General features: G+C 71.8%; 15 protein-coding genes and 1 pseudogene. 2 read left to right on the forward strand and 14 right to left on the reverse strand.

Annotated features, from left to right (window positions below; translation table 11 throughout):
- Positions 1-8 precede the first annotated feature (8 nt).
- Positions 9-416 (reverse strand): NADH-quinone oxidoreductase subunit A, encoded by a 408-nt coding sequence (locus L3N39_RS12870; RefSeq protein WP_237257728.1) that lies wholly within the window; start codon positions 414-416, stop codon positions 9-11.
- Between the two features lie 489 nt (positions 417-905).
- On the opposite strand from L3N39_RS12870, the gene L3N39_RS12875 reads away from it, so the two are divergent.
- Positions 906-1,214: a class I SAM-dependent methyltransferase gene (locus L3N39_RS12875; protein WP_237257729.1), complete on the forward strand. Its 309-nt coding sequence runs from the start codon at positions 906-908 to the stop codon at positions 1,212-1,214.
- 76 nt (positions 1,215-1,290) lie between these two features.
- Positions 1,291-2,217: a 1-phosphofructokinase family hexose kinase gene (locus L3N39_RS12880; protein WP_237257740.1), complete on the forward strand. Its 927-nt coding sequence runs from the start codon at positions 1,291-1,293 to the stop codon at positions 2,215-2,217.
- Between the two features lie 6 nt (positions 2,218-2,223).
- Here the strand turns inward: L3N39_RS12880 and cobA are convergent, their stop codons facing one another.
- From cobA to L3N39_RS12945, 13 genes and pseudogenes are all read right to left on the reverse strand, one after another.
- A complete protein-coding gene (gene cobA / locus L3N39_RS12885) occupies positions 2,224-2,973 on the reverse strand; it encodes a uroporphyrinogen-III C-methyltransferase (protein ID WP_237257742.1) in 750 nt (249 codons plus the stop codon).
- A 38-nt stretch (positions 2,974-3,011) separates the two neighbouring features.
- On the reverse strand, positions 3,012-5,711 hold the full coding sequence (locus L3N39_RS12890) for a nitrate reductase (RefSeq protein WP_237257744.1): 2,700 nt from the start codon (positions 5,709-5,711) through the stop codon (positions 3,012-3,014).
- Between the two features lie 40 nt (positions 5,712-5,751).
- Positions 5,752-6,955: pseudogene (locus L3N39_RS12895) on the reverse strand (NAD(P)/FAD-dependent oxidoreductase); the annotation flags it as partial.
- Positions 6,956-7,221: 266 nt separating this feature from the next.
- The gene (locus L3N39_RS12900; protein WP_237257746.1) at positions 7,222-8,895 is read right to left on the reverse strand and encodes a bifunctional protein-serine/threonine kinase/phosphatase; all 1,674 of its coding nucleotides are present in this window, start codon (positions 8,893-8,895) and stop codon (positions 7,222-7,224) included.
- Between the two features lie 62 nt (positions 8,896-8,957).
- Complete coding sequence (locus L3N39_RS12905) at positions 8,958-10,169, reverse strand: nitrate/nitrite transporter (protein WP_237257749.1); 1,212 nt, start codon at positions 10,167-10,169, stop codon at positions 8,958-8,960.
- Positions 10,170-10,376: 207 nt separating this feature from the next.
- Positions 10,377-10,955 carry an ANTAR domain-containing response regulator gene (locus L3N39_RS12910; protein ID WP_237257750.1) on the reverse strand — a complete coding sequence of 193 codons (579 nt, stop codon included), beginning with the start codon at positions 10,953-10,955 and terminating at the stop codon, positions 10,377-10,379.
- A gap of 12 nt (positions 10,956-10,967) precedes the next feature.
- The gene (locus tag L3N39_RS12915) at positions 10,968-12,188 is read right to left on the reverse strand and encodes a CmpA/NrtA family ABC transporter substrate-binding protein (protein WP_237257751.1); all 1,221 of its coding nucleotides are present in this window, start codon (positions 12,186-12,188) and stop codon (positions 10,968-10,970) included.
- Between the two features lie 116 nt (positions 12,189-12,304).
- Positions 12,305-13,936, reverse strand: a complete 1,632-nt coding sequence (locus L3N39_RS12920; RefSeq protein WP_237257753.1) for a BatD family protein — start codon at positions 13,934-13,936, stop codon at positions 12,305-12,307.
- Positions 13,933-15,624, reverse strand: a complete 1,692-nt coding sequence (locus tag L3N39_RS12925; protein WP_237257755.1) for a VWA domain-containing protein — start codon at positions 15,622-15,624, stop codon at positions 13,933-13,935. Before L3N39_RS12925 ends, L3N39_RS12920 begins: the two co-directional genes overlap by 4 nt.
- On the reverse strand, positions 15,621-16,640 hold the full coding sequence (locus L3N39_RS12930) for a vWA domain-containing protein (RefSeq protein ID WP_237257757.1): 1,020 nt from the start codon (positions 16,638-16,640) through the stop codon (positions 15,621-15,623). The genes L3N39_RS12925 and L3N39_RS12930 overlap by 4 nt, the downstream gene beginning before the upstream one ends.
- The gene (locus L3N39_RS12935) at positions 16,633-17,130 is read right to left on the reverse strand and encodes a DUF4381 domain-containing protein (RefSeq protein WP_237257759.1); all 498 of its coding nucleotides are present in this window, start codon (positions 17,128-17,130) and stop codon (positions 16,633-16,635) included. The genes L3N39_RS12930 and L3N39_RS12935 overlap by 8 nt, the downstream gene beginning before the upstream one ends.
- The gene (locus tag L3N39_RS12940; RefSeq protein WP_237257761.1) at positions 17,127-18,095 is read right to left on the reverse strand and encodes a DUF58 domain-containing protein; all 969 of its coding nucleotides are present in this window, start codon (positions 18,093-18,095) and stop codon (positions 17,127-17,129) included. The genes L3N39_RS12935 and L3N39_RS12940 overlap by 4 nt, the downstream gene beginning before the upstream one ends.
- 1 nt (position 18,096) lies before the next feature.
- Positions 18,097-19,056, reverse strand: a complete 960-nt coding sequence (locus tag L3N39_RS12945; RefSeq protein ID WP_237257763.1) for an AAA family ATPase — start codon at positions 19,054-19,056, stop codon at positions 18,097-18,099.
- Positions 19,057-19,070 lie beyond the last annotated feature (14 nt).

A 19,070-nucleotide genomic window follows, 5' to 3' on the forward strand; every position in this document is an offset into this window, starting at 1 on the left:
GAAGAGCCTCATTGTTTTAGCTTCGCCTGCCGCGCACGACGGCTCGCCGGCGCCCAGTCGAGCGCGCCGATCCGCCACAGGTAGACAAGACCCGCCAACAGAATTGCTATGAATACGGTAGCTTCAATGAGGCCCGCCCAGCCGCTTTCGCGCACCGAGACAGCCCAGGCAAACAGGTAGAGCGCTTCGACGTCGAAGATGACGAAGAGCATGGCGACCAGATAGAACTTCGCCGACAGGCGCAGTCGCGCACCGCCCGTGGGGACGATGCCGGATTCGAAGGGTTCGTTCTTGCTGCGCCCCCAGGCCTTGCTGCCAAGCAGGCTGGATACGCCGAGCATGAAGGCGCAGAGGCCGAAGACGCCGAGGAGGAAGACTGCAAAGCCCCAGTGATGGGCCAGGGTTACATCAGGCATGCCGGGCTCCTTAAAGGAACGGCTTGTATATGTCCAGTTTGCGACTGCGGCGATGCGTCGCAACTATTGATGGCCGGGCATTCTATGCGCAGCGAAAAAGTAAGTACATGTTTCTGTATGAATCTTATTGAAGTATTTTTCTTGGCTCATTGATCTAGGCAATAAGGCCTAGACCCTTCGGCGGAGGCCTGGGGCCGGGCCGCGGGGCCTGGCGCCGAATCGGCCGCCGGCACCTGCACAGCGTAGTCGCTGCCGGCCGACCCGAAAGTAGTAGTGACGAACGGGGCGCTGCCCCCGGGGCTGTACGCCTGGCCCAAGCATTGACAGCCCCCGCGCGGCTTGCCTAAAGTCTCGCCCATGCGCCGATTTAGTCAGCTACTTGCGGGGCGCCTGGAACCAACCGGTTCCGAAATACCGCTAAAGCGCTGGTTCCGGTGAAGCCTCCCACCGCTGCCCAGCGGAACACGCGAGGCGGAATCTCCCAAACGCATGAACGCATCCCACGCACAGCTTCGCCTGGCCCCCATCACCAGCGGGCTCATTCGCTCCAATCCCAAGGTTCTTCTCGGTGGTTCCCACCAACCTTCGCTGCTGCGCTACCTCGACGGCTGGCCGCGGCGCAACAGCAAGTCGCACGCACTGCTGATCCAGTTTGCCGCAGCGGACGAATCGCTCTGTCGCTTCGCCGACGACAGCTTCGACCTGGCGGTGATCCAGGCGCCGCCGGCCGAGCGGCTGGAGGAGTTCGTCCGCGAGCTGACCCGCGTCGCTCGCCAGGGGCTGATCACCCGCCGCTGAAGGCTGGCGCCGTGCAGGCGCCGGCCGATCGCGCCTGTTAGGCTTGCCGCTATCGCGGCAGCCAACGGAGCGCGCCATGACGCGTATCGCCACCCTGACCCTCAACCCGGCCATGGACCTGGCCGTCAGCACGCCGCGCGTGGCGGCCACGCACAAGCTGCGCTGCAGCGAGCCGCGGCACGACCCGGGCGGTGGCGGAATCAACGTGGCGCGGGTGGTGCAGATCCTCGGTGGCGATTCGCTGGCGGTCTACCCGGCCGGCGGCCCCTTCGGCGAGATGCTGCGCCGCGCGCTGGACGGACTGGGCCTGGCGCACCTGCCGGTGGCGATTGCCGGCGATACCCGCGAGAGCTTCACGGTCGACGAGCGCGAGACCGGCCTGCAGTACCGCTTCGTGCTGCCCGGCCCGCGGCTGACCGAGCAGGAACGCCTCGGCTGCCTGGCGGCGCTGCGCGGGCTGCACCCGGCGCCGGGCTACCTGGTGGTCAGCGGCAGTTTCACGCCGGGTATCGGTGCCGAGTTCTACGAGGAGTTGCTGGCGCTGGCCGGGCAGGTCGGTGCGCGGCTGGTGGTCGACCTGTCCGGAGAACCGCTGGCCTACGCGGCGCGGCGCGGCGGTGCCTATCTGATCAAGCCGAGCCTGAACGAACTGGCCACGCTGATCGGCCGGATGCCCGCGGGCGAGGCCGATCAGGCTGCGGCGCTGCGCGAGCTGATCGCCGTCGGTGCTGCCGAGATCATCGTCCTCTCGCTGGGTGCCGAGGGCGCGCTGTTCGCCACGGCTGACCGGCTCGAGCGGGTGGCGTCACCGCAGGTGCCGGTGGTCAGTGCGGTGGGCGCTGGCGACAGCATGCTCGGGGCTATCGTGCATGCCCTGGCCGAGGGTCGCGAGCTGGGCGAGGCGGTGCGCTACGGCGCGGCCGCCGGCGCGGCGACGGTGATGCGCCCGGGTACCCAACTGTGCCGGCGCGAGGAGGTCGAGCGGCTGTTTCGCGGCGCTTGACACCACTCAGCCGGCGATGGCGACAGTCTCCAGCGCCTGCAGCGCGGCCGCCTGCCCGGCCACCTCGCCGATGACCAGGATGGCCGGGCTCTTCAGCGCGAAGGCACGGGCATCCTCGTGCATCGTCGCCAGGGTCGAGCGGCAATCGCGCTGGCCCGGCAGCGAGGCGTTCTCGATCATCGCCACCGGCGTCTCCGGCGCCAGCCCGCCGGCCAGCAGCCCGGCGCGGACCTGCTCAAGGCGGGTCACGCCCATGTAGACCACCAGCGTGGTGCCGCTCTGCGCCAGCGCCGACCAGTGCGGGTCGCTGTCATCCTGGGTATGCGCGGTGACCAGCGTGACCCCCCGGGCGACGCCGCGGTGGGTTAGCGGAATGCCGCAGCGGGTGGCCCCGGCGAGCCCGGCGGTGATGCCGTTGACCAACTCCACCTCGACGCCGTGGGCGGCCAGCCACTCGGCTTCCTCGCCGCCGCGGCCGAAGATGCAGGGGTCGCCACCTTTCAGGCGCACCACGCACTTGCCCTGGCGCGCGTAGCGCAGCATCAGCCGGTGGATGAAGGCCTGCGGCGTGGAGCGGCAGCCGCCGCGCTTGCCCACCTCGATCACCCGCGCCTGCGGACAGTGGACCAGCACCTCGGGGTTGACCAGGTCGTCGATCAGCACCACCTGGGCCTCGCCCAATGCGCGCACCGCCTTGAGCGTCAGCAGCTCGGGGTCGCCGGGGCCGGCACCGACCAGCCAGACTTTTGCGTTCATCCTCTTCCTCCCGCCCGGCAGCACCGGGCCAATCGTGATCAGGCGCTCTCGGCCAGTGGCTGCTGGACCAGTAGCCGCTTGATTTCCGGAACGCAGGAGCCGCAGCTGGTGCCGCAGCCCAGGGTCCGCTTGAGTCCGTCCAGGTCCAGGCCGCGGGCGATACCGGCGCAGACGGCCCCACGGCCGACGTTCAGGCAGTTGCACAGCGTCGGGTCGGCGGCCAGGGTCGCCCCGGGCGGGGCGCTGAGCGGGGCGAGCAGCCAGCGGCGCAGGTCAGCCTCGACGCTGCCGCGCTCCCACACGCCCTTGAGCCAGTCGCGCGCGGCGGTTTCGCCGGCCAGGCGCAGCGCCAGCAGGCGGCCGTCCTGCAGGCGCACGCGCTTGCCCACCCCGCGACGTGGGTCGTCATAGGCCAGCACCGGGCCCTGCAGCAGGCCGAGCCGGCGGTCGATAGCCTCCAGCAGCGCGGCAGGCGGTGCGGTCGCGGCGGCGGCGCGGATCACCAGCGCGGCGCGCTCGCGGCCGGCCAGCGCGAAGCTGGCGTAGGCGAAGCCGTCGAACAGCGGGCGCAGGGCGTCCAGGTGGCGCTGCACCGGGCCTTCGACCAGGGCGAAGAACTGCCACGACAGGTCGATGCGCTCGACGGCCACGGCGGCGTGCTTGAGTTCCGGCTGGCGCGACAGCGGATCGCAGGCCGGCGAACTCAAGGCGTTGACGCCCAGGCCCGCGAGAAAACGATCGCCCCAGTGCATCGGCAGGAACGCCTGGCCCGGCTGCAGGCTGGCATCGGCCTGTACCGGCAACACCAGGCTGGCGCGGCGGCTGCGCACCCGCACCAGGTCACCGTCGGCCAGCCCCTGGCAGGCGAGGTCGTCCGGGTGCAGGCCGAGCAGGGCCTGCTCGACGTGGCCGAACAGCCGGGCGGCGGTGCCGGTGCGGCTCATGCCGTGCCACTGGTCGCGCAGGCGGCCGCTGTTCAGGATCAGCGGGAAGTCGGCGTCGGGGCCTTCGGCCGGCAGGCGGAAGGCGTCGGCGACGAAGCGGGCGCGACCCGATTCGGTGGGGAAGCGACCGTCGGCGTACAGCCGCGGCGTGCCCTGCCCGCTGGCGAGCCGGAATGGCCACTGCTGCGGGCCGAGGCGCTCGAGCAGGGCGCGCGACAGGCCGCTGTAGTCCAGGTCGCGCCCGGCGGTGAGCGGGCGGTACTCGTCGTAGAGCTGCTCGGCGCGCTCGAAGGCGAACAGGCTCGGCTGGCCGGGGCGCAGCCGGCGCTCCAGGCGGCGGGCGAAGTCGCAGGCGATGGCCCAGTCCGGGCGCGCCTCGCCGGGCGCCGGGATGGCGGCGCGCACCGGGCTGATGCGCCGCTCGGAGTTGGTCACGGTGCCTTCCTTCTCGCCCCAGCTGGCGGCCGGCAGCAGCAGGTCGGCATGGCGACAGGTCTCGGTGGTGGCGAAGGCCTCCTGCACCACGACGAAGGGGCAGGCGGCCAGCGCCTCGTGGATGCGCGCCTGGTCCGGCAGCGACTGCGCCGGGTTGGTGCAGGCGATCCACAGCGCCTTGATGCGCCCGTCGCGCACCGCCTCGAACAGCTCGACGGCGGTCAGCCCCGGCGTCTGCGGCAGCCGCTCGACGCCCCAGTAGGCGGCGACTTCGGCACGGTGCGCGAGATCGGCCGCATCGCGATGGCCGGGCAGCAGGTTGGCCAGGGTGCCGGTCTCGCGGCCGCCCATGGCGTTGGGCTGGCCGGTCAGCGAGAAGGGCCCGGTGCCGGGTCGGCCGATCTGCCCGGTGGCCAGGTGCAGGTTGATCAGCGCGCTGTTCTTCGCGCTGCCGGCGGTGGACTGGTTCAGGCCCATGCACCAGAGCGAGAGCAGGCTCGGCGCCAGGCCGATCATTCGGGCGCAGGCGAGCAGTTGCTCGACGCGGATGCCGCACAGCTCGGCGACCCGCGCCGGGGTGAAGTCGCGCACCAGCGCCTCGAGCGCGGCGAAGCCTTCGGTGTGCGCGGCGATGAAGGCGCGGTCGGTCCAGCCTTCGCGCAGCAGCAGGTGCAACAGGCCGTGGAACAGCGCCACGTCCGAGCCGGGGCGCAGCGCCAGGTGCAGGTCGGCCAGCTCGGCGGTGTCGGTGCGCCGCGGGTCGACGACGATGACCTGCATGCCCGGGCGCGCGGCCTTGGCCGCTTCCAACCGGCGGAACAGCACCGGGTGGGCATAGGCCATGTTGCTGCCGGCGATCAGCACCACGTCGGCCTGCTCGAGGTCCTCGTAGGAGCAGGGCGGAGCGTCGGCGCCGAGGCTGCGTTTGTAGCCGACCACCGCTGAGGACATGCACAGCCGCGAGTTGGAGTCGATGTTGTTGGTGCCGACCAGCGCACGGGCCAGCTTGTTGAAGGCGTAGTAGTCCTCGGTCAGCAGCTGGCCGGAGACGTAGAAGGCGACGCTGTCCGGGCCGTGCTCGGCGATGGTCTCGGCGAACACGCTGGCGGCATGCTCCAGGACCGCGTCCCAGTCGCAGCGGCTGCGCGCCAGGGTCTTGCCCAGGCGCAGCTCGGGGTAGCGCGCACGGGCGTCGCGGTCGCCGGTCAGGTGCAGCGTCGAGCCCTTGCTGCACAGGCGGCCGTGGTTGGCCGGGTGCTCCGGGTCGCCGGCGACGTTGTGGATGCGCTCGCCGTCGTGCTCGATCAGTACGCCGCAGCCGACGCCGCAGTAGCAGCAGGTGGAGGCAGTGGTGCGCATGTCCGTGCTCATGGCGCGACCTCGCCGGCGGCCGCGGGGGCGAGCGCGCCGAACATCAGCAGGTCGCGCACCTCGCCGATGCGCTGGCCCTCGCGCAGCTGGCGCAGGTACCAGGCGCTGTCGGCGGTGTCACCGTAGAGGCAGGCGCCGACCAGCACGTCGTCCTTGATCACCAGCTTCTTGTAGACGCCCTCGAACGGATCGCTGAGGGTGATGGTCTCGCTGCCGTCGGCGCCGCTGAAGTCGCCGGCCGAGAACAGTTCGATGCCGGTCACCTTGAGCCGCGTGGCGGTCACCGAGCCGGGGTAGCGCACGTGGCCGAGCCGGGCCAGGTGGTTGGCGCAGACGCGCGCCTGCTCGTAGAGCGGGGCAACCAGGCCGTAGGCGACGCCGCGATGGCTGGCGCATTCACCGACCGCATAGATGCGCGGGTCGAAGGTCTGCAGGGTGTCGTCGACCAGGATGCCGCGTGCGCAGGGCAGGCCGGCCGCCTCGGCCAGGCCGGCGTTGGGGCGGATGCCGGCGGCCATCACCACCAGTTCGGCCGGCAGCGTCTCGCCGCTGGCCAGGCGCAGCGCGGCGACCCGGCCCTGGCCGTCGTCCAGCAGGGCCTCGGTCTGCGCCGCCAGGCGGAAGGTTAGGCCGCGCGCCTGCAGCGTCTGCTGCAGCAGTTCGCCGGCGGTGCGGTCGAGCTGGCGTTCCAGCAGCCATTCGCCCAGGTGCACCACGGTCACCTGCATGCCGCGCCGGGCCAGGCCGTTGGCTGCCTCCAGGCCGAGCAGGCCGCCGCCGACGACCACCGCGTGGCGGTGCGTGCGGGCGGCCTCGAGCATGGCCTGGGTGTCGGCGATGTCGCGGTAGCCGATCACGCCGTCCAGCTCGTTGCCCGGCACCGGCAGGATGAAGGGGCTCGAGCCGGTGGCGATCAGCAGGCGGTCGTATTCGGCCTCGCTGCCGTCGTCGGCGATCACCCGCCGGCGCGCGCGGTCGATGCGCACCACCTGGCGCCCCAGGCGCAGGTCGATGCCGTGGTGGCGGTACCATTCCAGGTCGTTCAGCACGATGTCGGCGAAGCCCTGTTCGCCGGCCAGCACCGGCGACAGCAGGATGCGGTTGTAGTTGGGGTGCGGCTCGGCGCCGAACACAGTGATGTCGTAGAGCGCCGGGGCCAGGGCAAGCAGTTCTTCGAGGGTGCGCACGCCGGCCATGCCGTTGCCGATCACCACGAGTCTGGGTCTGTTCATGTCGGTCTCCGTCTGCGGTCGTCAGGCGAAAAGCAAAAAGGCGTCCCACCGGTTGCCCGGTAGGACGCCTTTGTCCGTATCCCGTCGAAGGGAGCGCCTGTGCTTCGCCGTTGAAGGGCAGGCGTGATGTCTGTGCCTCGGCCATTGCAGATGCCGTGCCAGTTGTGCGAAAGCCGCACCGCTCGGCGCCCAGAGCCATGGCGGGCAACCGTATTGGGTGCGGCCTGTGCCCCCTTTGGGGGCGCTCAGGCGCAGCCCTGGTGCGCTCAGCTGCTGAGCGCCAGGACCACCAGCAAGCCGAGGTTGGCCAGCAGCGAGAGCAGCGCCAGGCCGCGCCAGACCTTCAGCGGCTCGCGTTCGAGCAGCGGTCGGGGCGCCTGGCGCAAGGCCCGGCGCTCGCCCTGCTCGAGCTGCAGCAGCCAGTGCTCGGCGGTTTCGAAGCGCGCCTCGGGGCTGGCCGCTACGCCCTGCAGCAGCAGTTCGTCGAGCCAGGCTGGCAGATCCGGCCGGTAGCGGCTGGCCGGCAGCGGCTGGCCGAAGCGCGGTCGCTGGAAGGGTTCGACCTCGCCGTAGGGGTAGTGGCCGGTGAGCAGGCGGTAGAGGGTGACGCCGGTGGCATACAGGTCGCCGGCCGCACTGGGCGGCGCGCCGCCGAAGGCCTCGGGGGCGAGGTAGCTCGGCGTGCCGGGCAGCGCGTGCGGCGGGTCCTGCGACAGGCCGGGACAGTAGGCCAGCCCGAAGTCCAGCAGGCGCAGCTCGCCGTCATCGCCTTCGTGCAGGTTCTCCGGCTTGATGTCGCGGTGCAGGATGTTGCGCCGGTGCAGCAGGCCGACCGCGCGGATCAGCCGCGGCGCCAGCGCCAGCCAGTCGGCCAGCGGCAGTGGGCCTTCGCGCTGCAGGCGCTGTTCGAGCGTGCGGCCGGGGTACTCGCGCTGCACGTAGTACAGGTGCTGGCGCTGCCCCAGGGCATGCAGTTCCGGCACGCTGCGCCCGGCCACCCGGCGCAGGAACCATTCCTCCTGCAGCAGGGCCGGGCCGGCCTCGGGCTCGTCGTGGCGGCTGGCCGGCAGGGTCTTCAGCAGCCAGGGCTGGCCGGCGCCGTCGTGCACGCGGTAGAGCAGCGACTGGCGCGACTCGCCCAGCAGCGCCTCGACCTGCCAGCCCTCGAACGCCTGGCCCGGCTTGAGCGGCGGTGGCAGCGGCCACTGCGCGAGCTGGGCCAGGGAATCGGCCAGCGCCGCTGCAGGCAGGGCGTCGATGCGCACCAGCAGGGCGCTGGCGTTGTCCTGGCTGCCCTGGCGGTGGGCCAGATCGACCAGCCGGCGCGCGGCGACCGGCAGCTGCGGCTCGTCGCGCAGCAGATTGACGATGTCGGCCTCGGCCAGGCTCGCCCAGACGCCGTCGCTGAGCAGCACGAAGCAGTCGCCGGCCTGCAGCTCGCCGTCCCGGTAATCGACCACCAAGTGCTGGTCGAGGCCCAGCGCGCGCCGCAGCACATGCTGCATCTGCGGCTGCTCCCAGACGTGGTCCTCGCTGAGTCGTTCCAGGCGGGCACCGTCCCAGCGGTAGGCGCGGCAGTCGCCGACATGCGCTAGGGTGTAGCGCCGCCCGCGCAGCACCAGCGCGGTGAGCGTGGTCAGCAGCGGCTGGCCGCCGCCGTTGGCCTGCAGCCAGCGGTTATGGGCGACCAGGATGCGATCCAGCGCATGCGCCACCGCCCAGGTTTCCGGCGTGGCGTAGTAATCGAGGGCAAGGGCCTGCAGGGTCGCGCGGGCCGCCAGGCCGCCATCGGCGCAACCGCTGACACCGTCGGCCAGGGCGACGAGAAAGCCCTTGCTCGCCGCCAGCGCGGGCGCCGGCGTGACGACGCGCAGGGCGTCCTGGTTTTCCGCTCGCGGCCCGGTGGCACTGGCCTCGCCGATGGTCAACTGCAGGGGCATGAGAAGGGTCCCGTCAGCGGGTGGGGAACGAGGGTGCGCATGGCGCACCCTACACCATGCGCCTAGACCCGCGCCGCGGTCACTGCCGCCGAGCCCCAGGTGGTGCGCCAGCGGCGCTTGACGCCCTGCAGGCCGAACCAGGCCAGCACGCCGAGGCTGGCGAACAGCCAGAGACCGAGCTGGTAGTCGCCGGTGGACTGCTTGACTGCGCCGAGCCCGGCGGTGAGCAGGAAACCGCCGATGCCGCCGGCCATGCCGACCAGCCCGGTCATCACGCCGATCTCCTTGTAGAAGCGCTGCGGCACCAGTTGGAACACCGCACCGTTGCCGGCGCCCAGGCTGAGCATGGCGACCACGAACAGGGCCAGCGCAGCGGTCGCGCTGGGCAGGTTGAAGCCGACCGCGGCGATGCAGATGGCCGCCACGGTGTACATCCCCAGCAGCGCGCGAATGCCGCCGATGCGGTCGGCCAGGGCGCCGCCCAGCGGCCGCAGCAGGCTGCCGGCGAATACGCAGGCGGCGGTGTAGTAGCCGGCCTTGACCGGGTCGAAGGCGTACTGGTCGTGGAAGTAGCCGGGCAGGGTGCTGGCCAGGCCGAGGAAGCCGCCGAAGGTCACGCTGTAGAAGAACATGAACCACCAGCTGTCGCGGTCGCCGAGGGCCTTGAGATAGTCGGCCACCGACTTGGGCGCGGGACGGTTCGGCGCGTTCTTCGCGGCGCAGGCAAAGATCGCCAGGGTCAGCGTCAGCGGGATCAGCGCCAGGCCGAAGACGTTGTTCCAGCCGAACATCGAGGCCAGCACCGGGGCGAACAGCGCGGCCAGCACGGTGCCGGAGTTGCCCGCTCCGGCGATGCCCATGGCCTTGCCCTGGTGCTCGGCCGGGTACCACTGCGAGGCCAGCGGCAGGGCGACGGCGAAGGAGGCGCCGGCCATGCCGAGGAACAGGCCGAGCAGCAGCGCCTGGCCGTAGCTGTGCACGCCGAAGAACCAGGCGACGAACAGCGCGACGATCACCACCACCTGGCCGAGCAGGCCGGCGGTCTTCGGCGAGGTGCGGTCGGCAAGCATGCCCAGCACCAGGCGCAGCAACGCGCCGGAGAGGATCGGCGTGGCAACCATCATGGCGCGTTGCTGGGTGGTCAGGCCCAGGTCGGCGGCGATCTGCACGCCCAGCGGGCCGAGGACATACCAGACCATGAAGCTCAGGTCGAAGTAGAGGAAGGCGCTGAACAGGGTCGGCGTATGGCCGGCTTTCCAGAAACTCGTTTTCATCGTTCGGTTCCAGTTTGGGGCGGAGCGGCCGGGTGCTGCTTCCGCAAGTGGCACATCGATCAACGCGGCCCCGGCATCGGGGCGAAAACGAAAAAGGCGCCGCAACACGCCTGCCTGGGCAGGGTGGTGCGACGCCTTTGTCTGTGTTCGGTAGCCGCCGTTGGCTGCCGACAGCAAGTGTTCAGCAGGAAGCGTGCCAGGCTTCGGTCAGTGGCCCAGCAGGTCGTTCATCGCGATGATCTGCTCGGCCACCTGGATCAGCTTCTGCTGGCGACCCATGGCCTGGCGGCGCATGAGCGTGTAGGCCTCTTCCTCGTTGCAGTCGCGCATCTTCATCAGCAGGCCCTTGGCCAGTTCGATGCGCTTGCGATCGGCCAGCTGCTGCTCGCGCGCCTGCAACTGGGCACGCATCGCCTGGTCGCTCTCGAAGCGGGCCATGGCCACCTCGAGGATCGGCTTGAGCCGCTGCGCCTGGATGCCCTCGACGATGTAGGCGCTGACGCCGGCGCGTATGGCCTGGCGCATGGCGTCGGGGTTGTCGTCGTCGGTGAACAGCACGATCGGTCGCGGCCGGTCGCGGCTGACCATCACCACCTGCTCCATGACATCGCGCCCGGGTGAATCGGTGTCGATCAGCACCACGTCGGGGTGGATCGCCTCGACGCGTTCGGGCAGGTCGATCAGCGGGCCGTTGTCGTCGATGACCTCGAAACCGGCGTCGATCAGCGCACTGCGCAGGCGGCCGACCTTCTTCGGCGTGTCGTCTATGAGGAGAATTCGCAGCATGCCGTACGCCTCTCAGCTCAACGGGGCCAGGGCCGGTTCGGCCAGGGCGTGCAGGGCGAAGCTGCGCGCATAGGCGGCCGGGTCGCAGCCATCCCAGCGGCTGCCGTCGAGCAGCTGGCAGCTGCGCATCGGCGAGCCTGGCACGCCGATGCCGAGCGCGCTGGCGGCCTCGCGGTAAAGCGCGGTCTGCTGCACGGCCGCGGCCACGGCGAGGTAGTCCGGGTCCTCGCGCAGCAGGCCCCAGCGGCGCAGCTGGGTCATGAACCAGAGCGCGTCGGACTGGTAGGGCATGTTCACCGCGCCGTCGGCGCAGAAGCGCAGCGGGTGGGCGTCCTGCCAGGCGTTGCCGAGGCCGTCGCGGTAGTCGCCGAGAAAGCGCGGGGCGATGGCGGCGAGCGGCGCGCCGACGTACTCGGGCGCGGCGATCAGCTGCGCGGTGCTGCGCCGGTTCTCGTCGCTCTGGTCGATGAAGCGGCTGGCCGCCAGTACCGCCATGATCAGCGCGCGGGCGGTGTTGGGGTACTGCTCGACGAAGGCGCGGGTGCAGCCGAGCACCTTCTCCGGGTGGTCCGGCCAGATCGCCTGACTGCTGGCGAGGGTGAAACCGGTCCCCTCGGCCACCGCCTGCGCGCCCCAGGGCTCGCCGGCGCAGAAGCCGTCGATGCGCCCGCTGCGCAGGTGGCCGACCATCTGTGCCGGCGGAACCACCAGGGTGCGCACGTCGCGCAGCGGGTGGATGCCATGCGCGGCCAGCCAGTAATACAGCCACAGGGCGTGGGTGCCGGTGGGGAAGGTCTGGGCGAAGGTCAGGCGTGCACCGCTTTGGCGCACACAGCGGCGCAGCGCCTCGGCATCGGTCACGCCGGCGTCCTTCAGCGTGGCCGACAGGTTGATGCTCTGGCCGTTCTGCGACAGGCCCATGAGCACGGCCATGTCCACCGGTGCGCTGCCGCCGATGCCCAGGTGCACGGCATAGATCAGGCTGTAGAGGCCCTGGGCGGCGTCCAGCTGGCCGTCGAGCAGGCGGTCGCGCAGCGCCGACCAGGAGTGCTGCCGGCGCAGGTTGAGGGTCAGCCCGTACGGCTGGGCGAAGCCCTGGGTGGCGGCGACGATGAGCGAGGCGGCGTCGGTCAGCGCCATGAAGCCGAGGTTGAGGCTGCTCTTCTCGGGGGCGTCGCTACCGTTGACCCAGGCGAGGGCATCCGGGCGGACAGGGGCAGGAAATTCGTTCATGAAGTCGGCCTTGTCGAATGTGCACGCGACCGTCGCACGCTGCCCTCGCACGGGCAGTCGGCCGGTCGGGATGGCCGAAGCAAGCGATATGCCAGGGCCGTGCCCTGGCGACACAGTCAACGTGGATACAACGGCGGCAGGGCGCTCTGTTCGCCTTCGGCGGCCGGTGCCTGCAGCGGCGGCAGCGTGCGGATCGCCTGCCACAGGGCCTCGCCCTGCCAGCGCTGGCCGGCCTCGCTGTAGAGCGCGCCGTTGAGCCCGTCGAGCGCATCGGACAGCGGCACGTAGCGGGCGGCCATGTCGGCCAGGGTCTCCGGCTGCTGGCGCGCCCAGGCGTCCAGCGCCTGGCGGGTGGCCTGGGTGTCGTTGGCCTGGCAGGCGCGGCGCAGGTCATCGAGCAGGCTGCGCGGGGTGGGCCCGGCCGGCGCGCTGCGTGGCACCGCCGGCTGCTGGCGGGCGCGCCACCAGAGGCCGAAGCCGAGCAGGGTGGTCAGGCCGAGCAGCAGGGTGCTCAGCTGCCAGGGCCAGACGCGCCGGGCCGGCGCCGCCGGCTGGCGGGTGTCGGCGGCGGCCAGCGGCGCCTGCTCCAGCAGCGGATTCTCGGCAACGGCGAGGCTGCGCCCGGCCAGGCCGGTGCGTTCGAGACGGTCCGTGTCGACATTCCACCAGACCACCTCCACCGGCGGCAGGCCCAGCGAGCCGGGGCGGGTCGGCACCAGCGCCTCGCGGTCCTCGCGGCTGCCGGTGACGCCGTTCTGGCTGATCTCGTCGCCCAGGCCTGGCTGGTCCGGGTAGCGCCGCAGGCCGTCCACGCCGGGCGCGCCGAGCGGTGGCAACTGGCTGCTGACCAGCCCGTCCGCCTTGAGCAGCAGGCTGCGGGTCAGCGAGTCGCCGACCTGCACCTGGTCCGGATCGCCGTTCCAGGCCTCGACCAGGGTCAGCGATCGGGCCGGCAGCCAGGGCGCGTCCTGCGGGTAGTCCGCGGGCCTCGGCATGACCTGCAGCGGAATGCTCGGCGACTTCACCTGGGTCGAGCGCCCGGGGCGCGGCCCGCGCAGTGCATAGTCGTCGCCGCTGGCCACGGTGGTCGCGCTGAACAGCTGGCTGGGGATCTCGACCTGCCCGCTGGTCTGCGGGAAGACCGCGTAGCGCACCTCGATCACGCCGTGGCGCACGCCGTTGATGTCCTTCTCGTAGGTACGTGGCTCGCCGAGCCGGCGCACCAGCGCGTCGTTCATCTGCAGCGGCGAGAGGGTGCTGTCGTCGTACAGCGACACCGAGTGGTAGATGCGCAGGGTGAGGATCACCTGGGCCTGCACGTAGACGCGCTCGCGGTCGACGCTGGCATCGATGAACACCGGCGCCAGCGCGCCGCCGTCCTGGCTGCCGCGAGCCTCCTGCACGTAGAGGGTGATCGGCTCGCTGCGCCAGTCGCCGAGGCTGAGCGAGGGAATCACCAGGTAGCCGGTACGCCGCGGGCGCAGGGTGGTCAGCCAGCGGGTCACCGCCTGGGCCTCGCCGCCGGCGTTGGACAGGTTGTTCAGCTGGCGGGTGTCGAACACCTCGAACAGCTCGTCCAGCGGCTGCAGGTCGGGGCGTCCGAACGTCGCCGCGTCGCGGGTCTCCAGGGTCAGCTCGAGGGTCTCGTCGAGGCTCAGGCGCGTGCGATCGACACTGGCGACCAGCCCGGCGGCATGCGCGCCGGCGGCTGTGCAGAGCAACAGAAGGAGGGCCAGCAGACGGGTCATCGGGACGGTTCCTGGTGCTTGCGTTGTTCGTAGAGGAATTTGCGCCGCAGCAGCTCGCCGGGGTCGTCCGGGATCTGCCTGAGCCACTGTTCGGCGGCCTGGCCGCGCTCGCTGATCGGCGCCGTGCGACTGCCGGCCGGTGCGGCGTCCCGGGCCGGCGCGCTGTCTGCGCGCGCCTGCTCGGCCTCCGGCGCACTGGGCTGGCCACTGGTGGTGTTGGCCGCCTGGGTGCGGTTCTCGGGGGCGGAACCGCTGGCGCTCTGCCCGTTGTCGCCGGCCTGGGGCCGGGCCTGCTCGCGGCCCGGCTCGCCCTGTTCGGCGGCTTCCTTGCGCTGGCGCAGCAGCGCCTCGACCAGGGCCTTGTTGCGTTGCGCCGGCTGCAGGTCGGGCTCGCGCTCCAGCGCCTGCTCGTAGGCCTCCAGGGCCGCTTCCAGCGCCTCGTCGCGGGCCAGCGCGTTGCCGCGGTTGTAGTGATCGGCCGCCGTGTCGCCCTCGGCGAAGCGCTGCGCCGCGGCGGCATGGTCGCCCGCGCGGTACAGCGCGATGCCCTGCCAGCGCAGGTCGCTGAAGCGCTCGGCGGCCTCAGCCCCGCGCCCTTCGTCGAGCAGCCGCTGGCCCTGTTGGTCGGCGCGTAGCCACAGGTCGCGCCATTCGAAGGCGCTGGCGTCGGGCGCCTCGACCAGCAGCAGGGCCAGGCCGAACAGCCAGCCGCGGCGCCCGGCGCAGGCGGCCAGCAGCAGCAGCGGGAGCAGCAGCCAGTAGCCTTGGTCCAGCCAGGCGTCCAGGCGCACGCTTTCCGGCTGGCGGACGATCGCGCCGCTGCGGTCGAGCAGACCGAGGCCATCGAGGTCGGCGCTGTCCAGGCGTGCCCGCCGGTAGCGGCTGCCCAGCTCGGCGGCCAGCTGGCGCAGGCCGCCGTCGTCCAGGCGCGGCATGAGGATGGCGCCGCTGGCATCCTTGACGAAGCCGCCATCCTCCGCGGCGATCGGGGCGCCTTCGGGGGTGCCGACGCCGAGGATCAGCAGGCGCGGCCCCTGGTCGCCGAGCCGCCGGACGATGGCCTCGCGTTGCGCCGCCTCGACGCCGGTGCTGATCAGCAGCAGCCGGCCGCGGCCCTGGGCACCCTGGTCGAGCAGCGCCAGGCCCTTTTCCAGCGCCAGGTCGGCGCGCTGGCCGGGTTCGGGCATCAGCCCCGGCTTGACCGCCTGCAGCAGGTTGGCGGTGGTGGCCAGGTCGTCGGACAGCGGCACCAGGGCGTGGGCGCTGCCGGCGAAGACGATCACCGCGGTCTGCGCGTCGGCGCGCGCGGCGAGCAGGTCGAGCAGCTTGCGCCGCGCCTGGTCCAGGCGGGTCGGTGGCACGTCGCCGGCGAGCATCGCCGGGGTCATCTCCAGCAGCACCACCAGCGGGTCGGCGCGCTTGAGGCTCGGCTGTTCGAGGCGTTCCCAGCTGGGGCCCAGCAGGATCAGCAGCCCGAGCAGCCAGGCGAGTGCGAGAAGGGCCCAGGGCAGGCGGCTGTGGCGCAGCCGGCCGCGGGTCAGCAGCGCGGCGTGGAAGGCTTCGGGCAATAGGCGCTGCCAGCGCCCGACCTCGCGCTGGCGGTGCCACAGGCGCCAGAGCAGCCAGGCCAGCAGCGGTATCGCCAGTAGCCACCAGGGGCGCAGCAGATGGGGCATCAGCTCGTTCATCGGCCACGCTCCCGGCGCCAGGCCAGCCGCGCCAGCTGCGCCTGCCACAGGTGCGCGGCGACCAGCAGCAGGCTGATCGCCAGGGCCGCGGCCAGCGGCCAGGCATGCAGGGGTTCGGCGATGCGCGCGCGGGTCGGCGTCTGCGCGGCGGGTTCGAGGCGGTCCAGGGTGGCACCGACCGCTTCGAGCTCCTCGCGGCTGCGGGCGCGGAAATAGCGGCCGCCGGTGGCCTCGACGATGGCGTGCAGGGTGGGCTCGTCCAGTTCGACGCCCGGGTTGAAGCCGAAGCGGCTGAGCACCCCGGCCTGCTCCGGGTCGGCACCGATGCCGATGGCGTGCACCTTGACCCCCGCCTCGGCAGCCAGCTGGGCGGCGACCAGCGGCTCGACCTGGCCGCCGTTGTTGGCGCCGTCGGTGACCAGCACCAGCACGCGGCTCGGCGCCGGCCGCTCGCGCAGGCGCTTGACGGCCAGGCCGATGGCATCGCCCAGGGCCGTGTTGCTCCCGGCGATGCCGACCACCGCCTCGTCGAGCCAGGTGCGCACGGTGCGGCGGTCGAAGGTCAGCGGCGCCTGCAGGTAGGCCTTGCTGCCGAACAGGATCAGCCCGACACGATCGCCCCGGCGCTCCTCGATGAAGTCGCCGAGCAGGCGCTTGACCAGCTCCAGGCGGCTGATGTCCTCGTCCTGCCAGCGCATGTCGGGGTAGTCCATGGAGCCGGACACATCCACCGCCAGCAGCAGGTCGCGCCCGCTGGTGGGCAGCGGCAGCGGCTCGCCCAGCCATTGCGGGCGCGCCGCGGCGAACAGCAGCAGCAGCCAGACGGTGAGGTAGGGGACCTGCTGGCGCCAGCCGGGCAGGGCGATCCATGCGCGGCGCCCGGCGATGGCTTCCAGCTCCGGCAGGAAGCCGACCTTGAGCGCCGCCTCGCCGTTGTCGGCGGCCGGCAGCAGCCAGCGCAGCAGCCAGGGCAGCGGCAGCAGCAGGAAGACCCACGGCCAGGCGAGATCAAACATGCTTGCGGATCCAGATCTCGACGGCCTGCTCCAGCCCGTCGATGGCCTTGTCGTCGAGCCGGCACTGCGGGCGGTAGCTGCCCTCGACCAGCACCATCCAGCGCGTCAGCCCGGCCGCCGGGCAGCGGTTGTCGAGAAACGCCAGCCAGGCCCGGCCGCTCAAGGTGTGCGGGTGGTCGGCCGGGTAGCGGGCGCGGCACAGCCGCTTGAGCAGGGCGTTGAGCTGCTGCAGCCAGTCGTTGGCCGGCTGCCGGCCATAGGGCTTGGCGAGCCGCGCCAGCTCATCCAGCGCGGCCTGGCGCCTGGGCTCCAGCGGGGTTTCGCCGGTCGCCGCCGGTCGCTCCCGGCGGCGCAGCCGATGGCGGGCGCGCCAGAGGCCGGCCAGGCCCAGCAGGAACAGCACGGCGAGCAGCCACCAGCCCGGTGCCGGCGGCCACCAGGAGACGGCCGGTGGCAGGATCGGCGGGGCCAGCTGGTCCAGCGGGTTCATGCCGGCGCGCCCGGGCGCAGGCTCAGGTGCTGGCGCAACTGCTCGACCAACTCGCCCTGGGTGTCCAGCGGCATCAGCGGCACGCGCAGGCGGTCGGCCAGGCGCTGCCAGCGCGCCTGGCGCTCTTCACCCTGGCGGTGGTAGCGCTGGCGCAGGGCGGCGTCCTGGGTGTCGAGCTCGAGCCGCGCCGGACCCTGGGCGAAGCGCAGCAGGCCGGCGGCCGGCAGGGCGTGGTCGAGCGGGTCGAACAGCGGCAGCAACAGCAGGTCGACATGCCGCGCCAGCAGGCTCAGCTGCTGCTCGGCGGCTTCGCCCAGGGTGCGCTCGTCGCAGAGGATCACTGCCAGGCTGCCCGGGCGCAGCACCTCGCGGGCACGGCGCAGGGCCAGGGAAAAGGCTTCGGCTGGCAGCGGCGTGGCGCAGTCCAGCGCGCGGTTGGCGCGGGCCAGGCGGTCGAGCAGCTGCAGCAGGCTCTGCTTGTTGCGCCGCGGCTTGATCTCGTGGGTTTCGCGGCTGCCGAAGACCAGCCCGCCGACACGGTCGTTGTGGTGCAGCGCCGCCCAGCCGATCAGGCTCGCGGCCTGGGCGGCCAGCACCGACTTGAATACCCGGCCGCTGCCGAAGAACAGCCGGCGGCTCTGCTCGACGACGAGGAAGATCGGCCGCTCGCGCTCCTCGTGGAACAACTTGGTGTGCGGCTCCTGGGTGCGCGCGGTGACCCGCCAGTCGATGCTGCGCACGTCGTCGCCGGCCTGGTAGACGCGCACCTGGTCGAAGTCCACGCCACGCCCACGCAGCTTCGAGTGGTGCAGGCCGATCAGCGGGCTGCGCCGGTGCGGGGTGGAGAACAGCGGGACTTCGCGCACGCGGTGGCGCAGTTCGATGAGCTCGGCCAGTTCGACATGCACGCCGCTGCCGCCCGGTGGCGCGCTGCCAGCGGCGGGGCTGGACGCCTGGGCGTGCATCTCAGGCCACCGCCACCACGTCGAGGATGCGCTGCAGCACGCGGTCCTGGTCGATGCCGGCGGCCTCGGCCTCGAACGAGAGGATCAGGCGATGGCGCAGCGTATCGAACAGCATCGCCTGGATGTCCTCGGGGCTGACGAAGTCGCGTCCGGCCAGCCAGGCGTGGGCGCGGGCGCAACGGTCCAGCGCGATGGAGCCGCGCGGGCTGGCGCCGTAGGCGATCCATTCGGCGAGCTCGGCGTCGTACTTGGCCGGGGTGCGCGTGGCCATGATCAGTTGCACCAGGTATTCCTCCACCGCATCGGCCATGTACAGGCCGAGGATTTCCTTGCGCGCGGCGAAGATCACCTGCTGGCTGATGCGATGCTCCGGCGCGGTCTCGCCGTGGATGGCTTCGCCACGCGCCTGCTGGAGGATGCGTCGCTCGACGGCGGCGTCGGGGAAGCCGATCTTCACGTGCAGCAGGAAGCGGTCGAGCTGTGCCTCGGGCAGCGGGTAGGTGCCTTCCTGCTCGATGGGGTTCTGCGTGGCCATGACCAGGAACAGCGGCGGCAGGTCGTAGGTGCTGCGCCCGACGCTGACCTGGCGCTCGGCCATGGCCTCGAGCAGCGCCGACTGCACCTTGGCCGGGGCGCGGTTGATCTCGTCGGCCAGCACCAGGTTGTGGAAGATCGGCCCCTGCTGGAACACGAAGCTGCCGGTTTCCGGGCGGTAGATCTCGGTGCCGGTGATGTCGGCAGGCAGCAGGTCGGGGGTGAACTGGATGCGGTGGAACTCGGCCTCCAGGCCCTCGGCGAGTTCCTTGATGGCGCGGGTCTTGGCCAGCCCCGGCGCGCCTTCGACGAGCATGTGGCCGTCGGCGAGCAGGGCGATCAGCAGGCGCTCGATCAGGCGGTCCTGGCCGAGAATCTGGCTGGACAGAAACTGTCGCAGGGCGACGATCGCTTCACGGTGATCCATCGTTTCGCTACTTC

Origin of the sequence: Pseudomonas oligotrophica (assembly GCF_021726475.1) — a bacterium.
Classification (GTDB): Bacteria; Pseudomonadota; Gammaproteobacteria; order Pseudomonadales; family Pseudomonadaceae; genus Stutzerimonas; species Stutzerimonas oligotrophica.

Excerpts from the sequence above, each read along its gene's own strand:
- L3N39_RS12880 (WP_237257740.1), top strand. The coding sequence starts at position 1,291 with ATGACGCGTATCGCCACCCTGACCCTCAACCCGGCCATGGACCTGGCC.
- L3N39_RS12930 (WP_237257757.1), bottom strand. The coding sequence starts at position 16,640 with ATGTTTGATCTCGCCTGGCCGTGGGTCTTCCTGCTGCTGCCGCTGCCC.
- L3N39_RS12920 (WP_237257753.1), bottom strand. The coding sequence starts at position 13,936 with ATGACCCGTCTGCTGGCCCTCCTTCTGTTGCTCTGCACAGCCGCCGGC.
- L3N39_RS12925 (WP_237257755.1), bottom strand. The coding sequence starts at position 15,624 with ATGAACGAGCTGATGCCCCATCTGCTGCGCCCCTGGTGGCTACTGGCG.
- L3N39_RS12875 (WP_237257729.1), top strand. The coding sequence starts at position 906 with ATGAACGCATCCCACGCACAGCTTCGCCTGGCCCCCATCACCAGCGGG.
- L3N39_RS12905 (WP_237257749.1), bottom strand. The coding sequence starts at position 10,169 with ATGAAAACGAGTTTCTGGAAAGCCGGCCATACGCCGACCCTGTTCAGC.
- L3N39_RS12940 (WP_237257761.1), bottom strand. The coding sequence starts at position 18,095 with ATGCACGCCCAGGCGTCCAGCCCCGCCGCTGGCAGCGCGCCACCGGGC.
- L3N39_RS12890 (WP_237257744.1), bottom strand. The coding sequence starts at position 5,711 with ATGCGCACCACTGCCTCCACCTGCTGCTACTGCGGCGTCGGCTGCGGC.
- L3N39_RS12935 (WP_237257759.1), bottom strand. The coding sequence starts at position 17,130 with ATGAACCCGCTGGACCAGCTGGCCCCGCCGATCCTGCCACCGGCCGTC.
- L3N39_RS12870 (WP_237257728.1), bottom strand. The coding sequence starts at position 416 with ATGCCTGATGTAACCCTGGCCCATCACTGGGGCTTTGCAGTCTTCCTC.
- L3N39_RS12945 (WP_237257763.1), bottom strand. The coding sequence starts at position 19,056 with ATGGATCACCGTGAAGCGATCGTCGCCCTGCGACAGTTTCTGTCCAGC.
- cobA (WP_237257742.1), bottom strand. The coding sequence starts at position 2,973 with ATGAACGCAAAAGTCTGGCTGGTCGGTGCCGGCCCCGGCGACCCCGAG.
- L3N39_RS12900 (WP_237257746.1), bottom strand. The coding sequence starts at position 8,895 with ATGCCCCTGCAGTTGACCATCGGCGAGGCCAGTGCCACCGGGCCGCGA.
- L3N39_RS12915 (WP_237257751.1), bottom strand. The coding sequence starts at position 12,188 with ATGAACGAATTTCCTGCCCCTGTCCGCCCGGATGCCCTCGCCTGGGTC.
- L3N39_RS12910 (WP_237257750.1), bottom strand. The coding sequence starts at position 10,955 with ATGCTGCGAATTCTCCTCATAGACGACACGCCGAAGAAGGTCGGCCGC.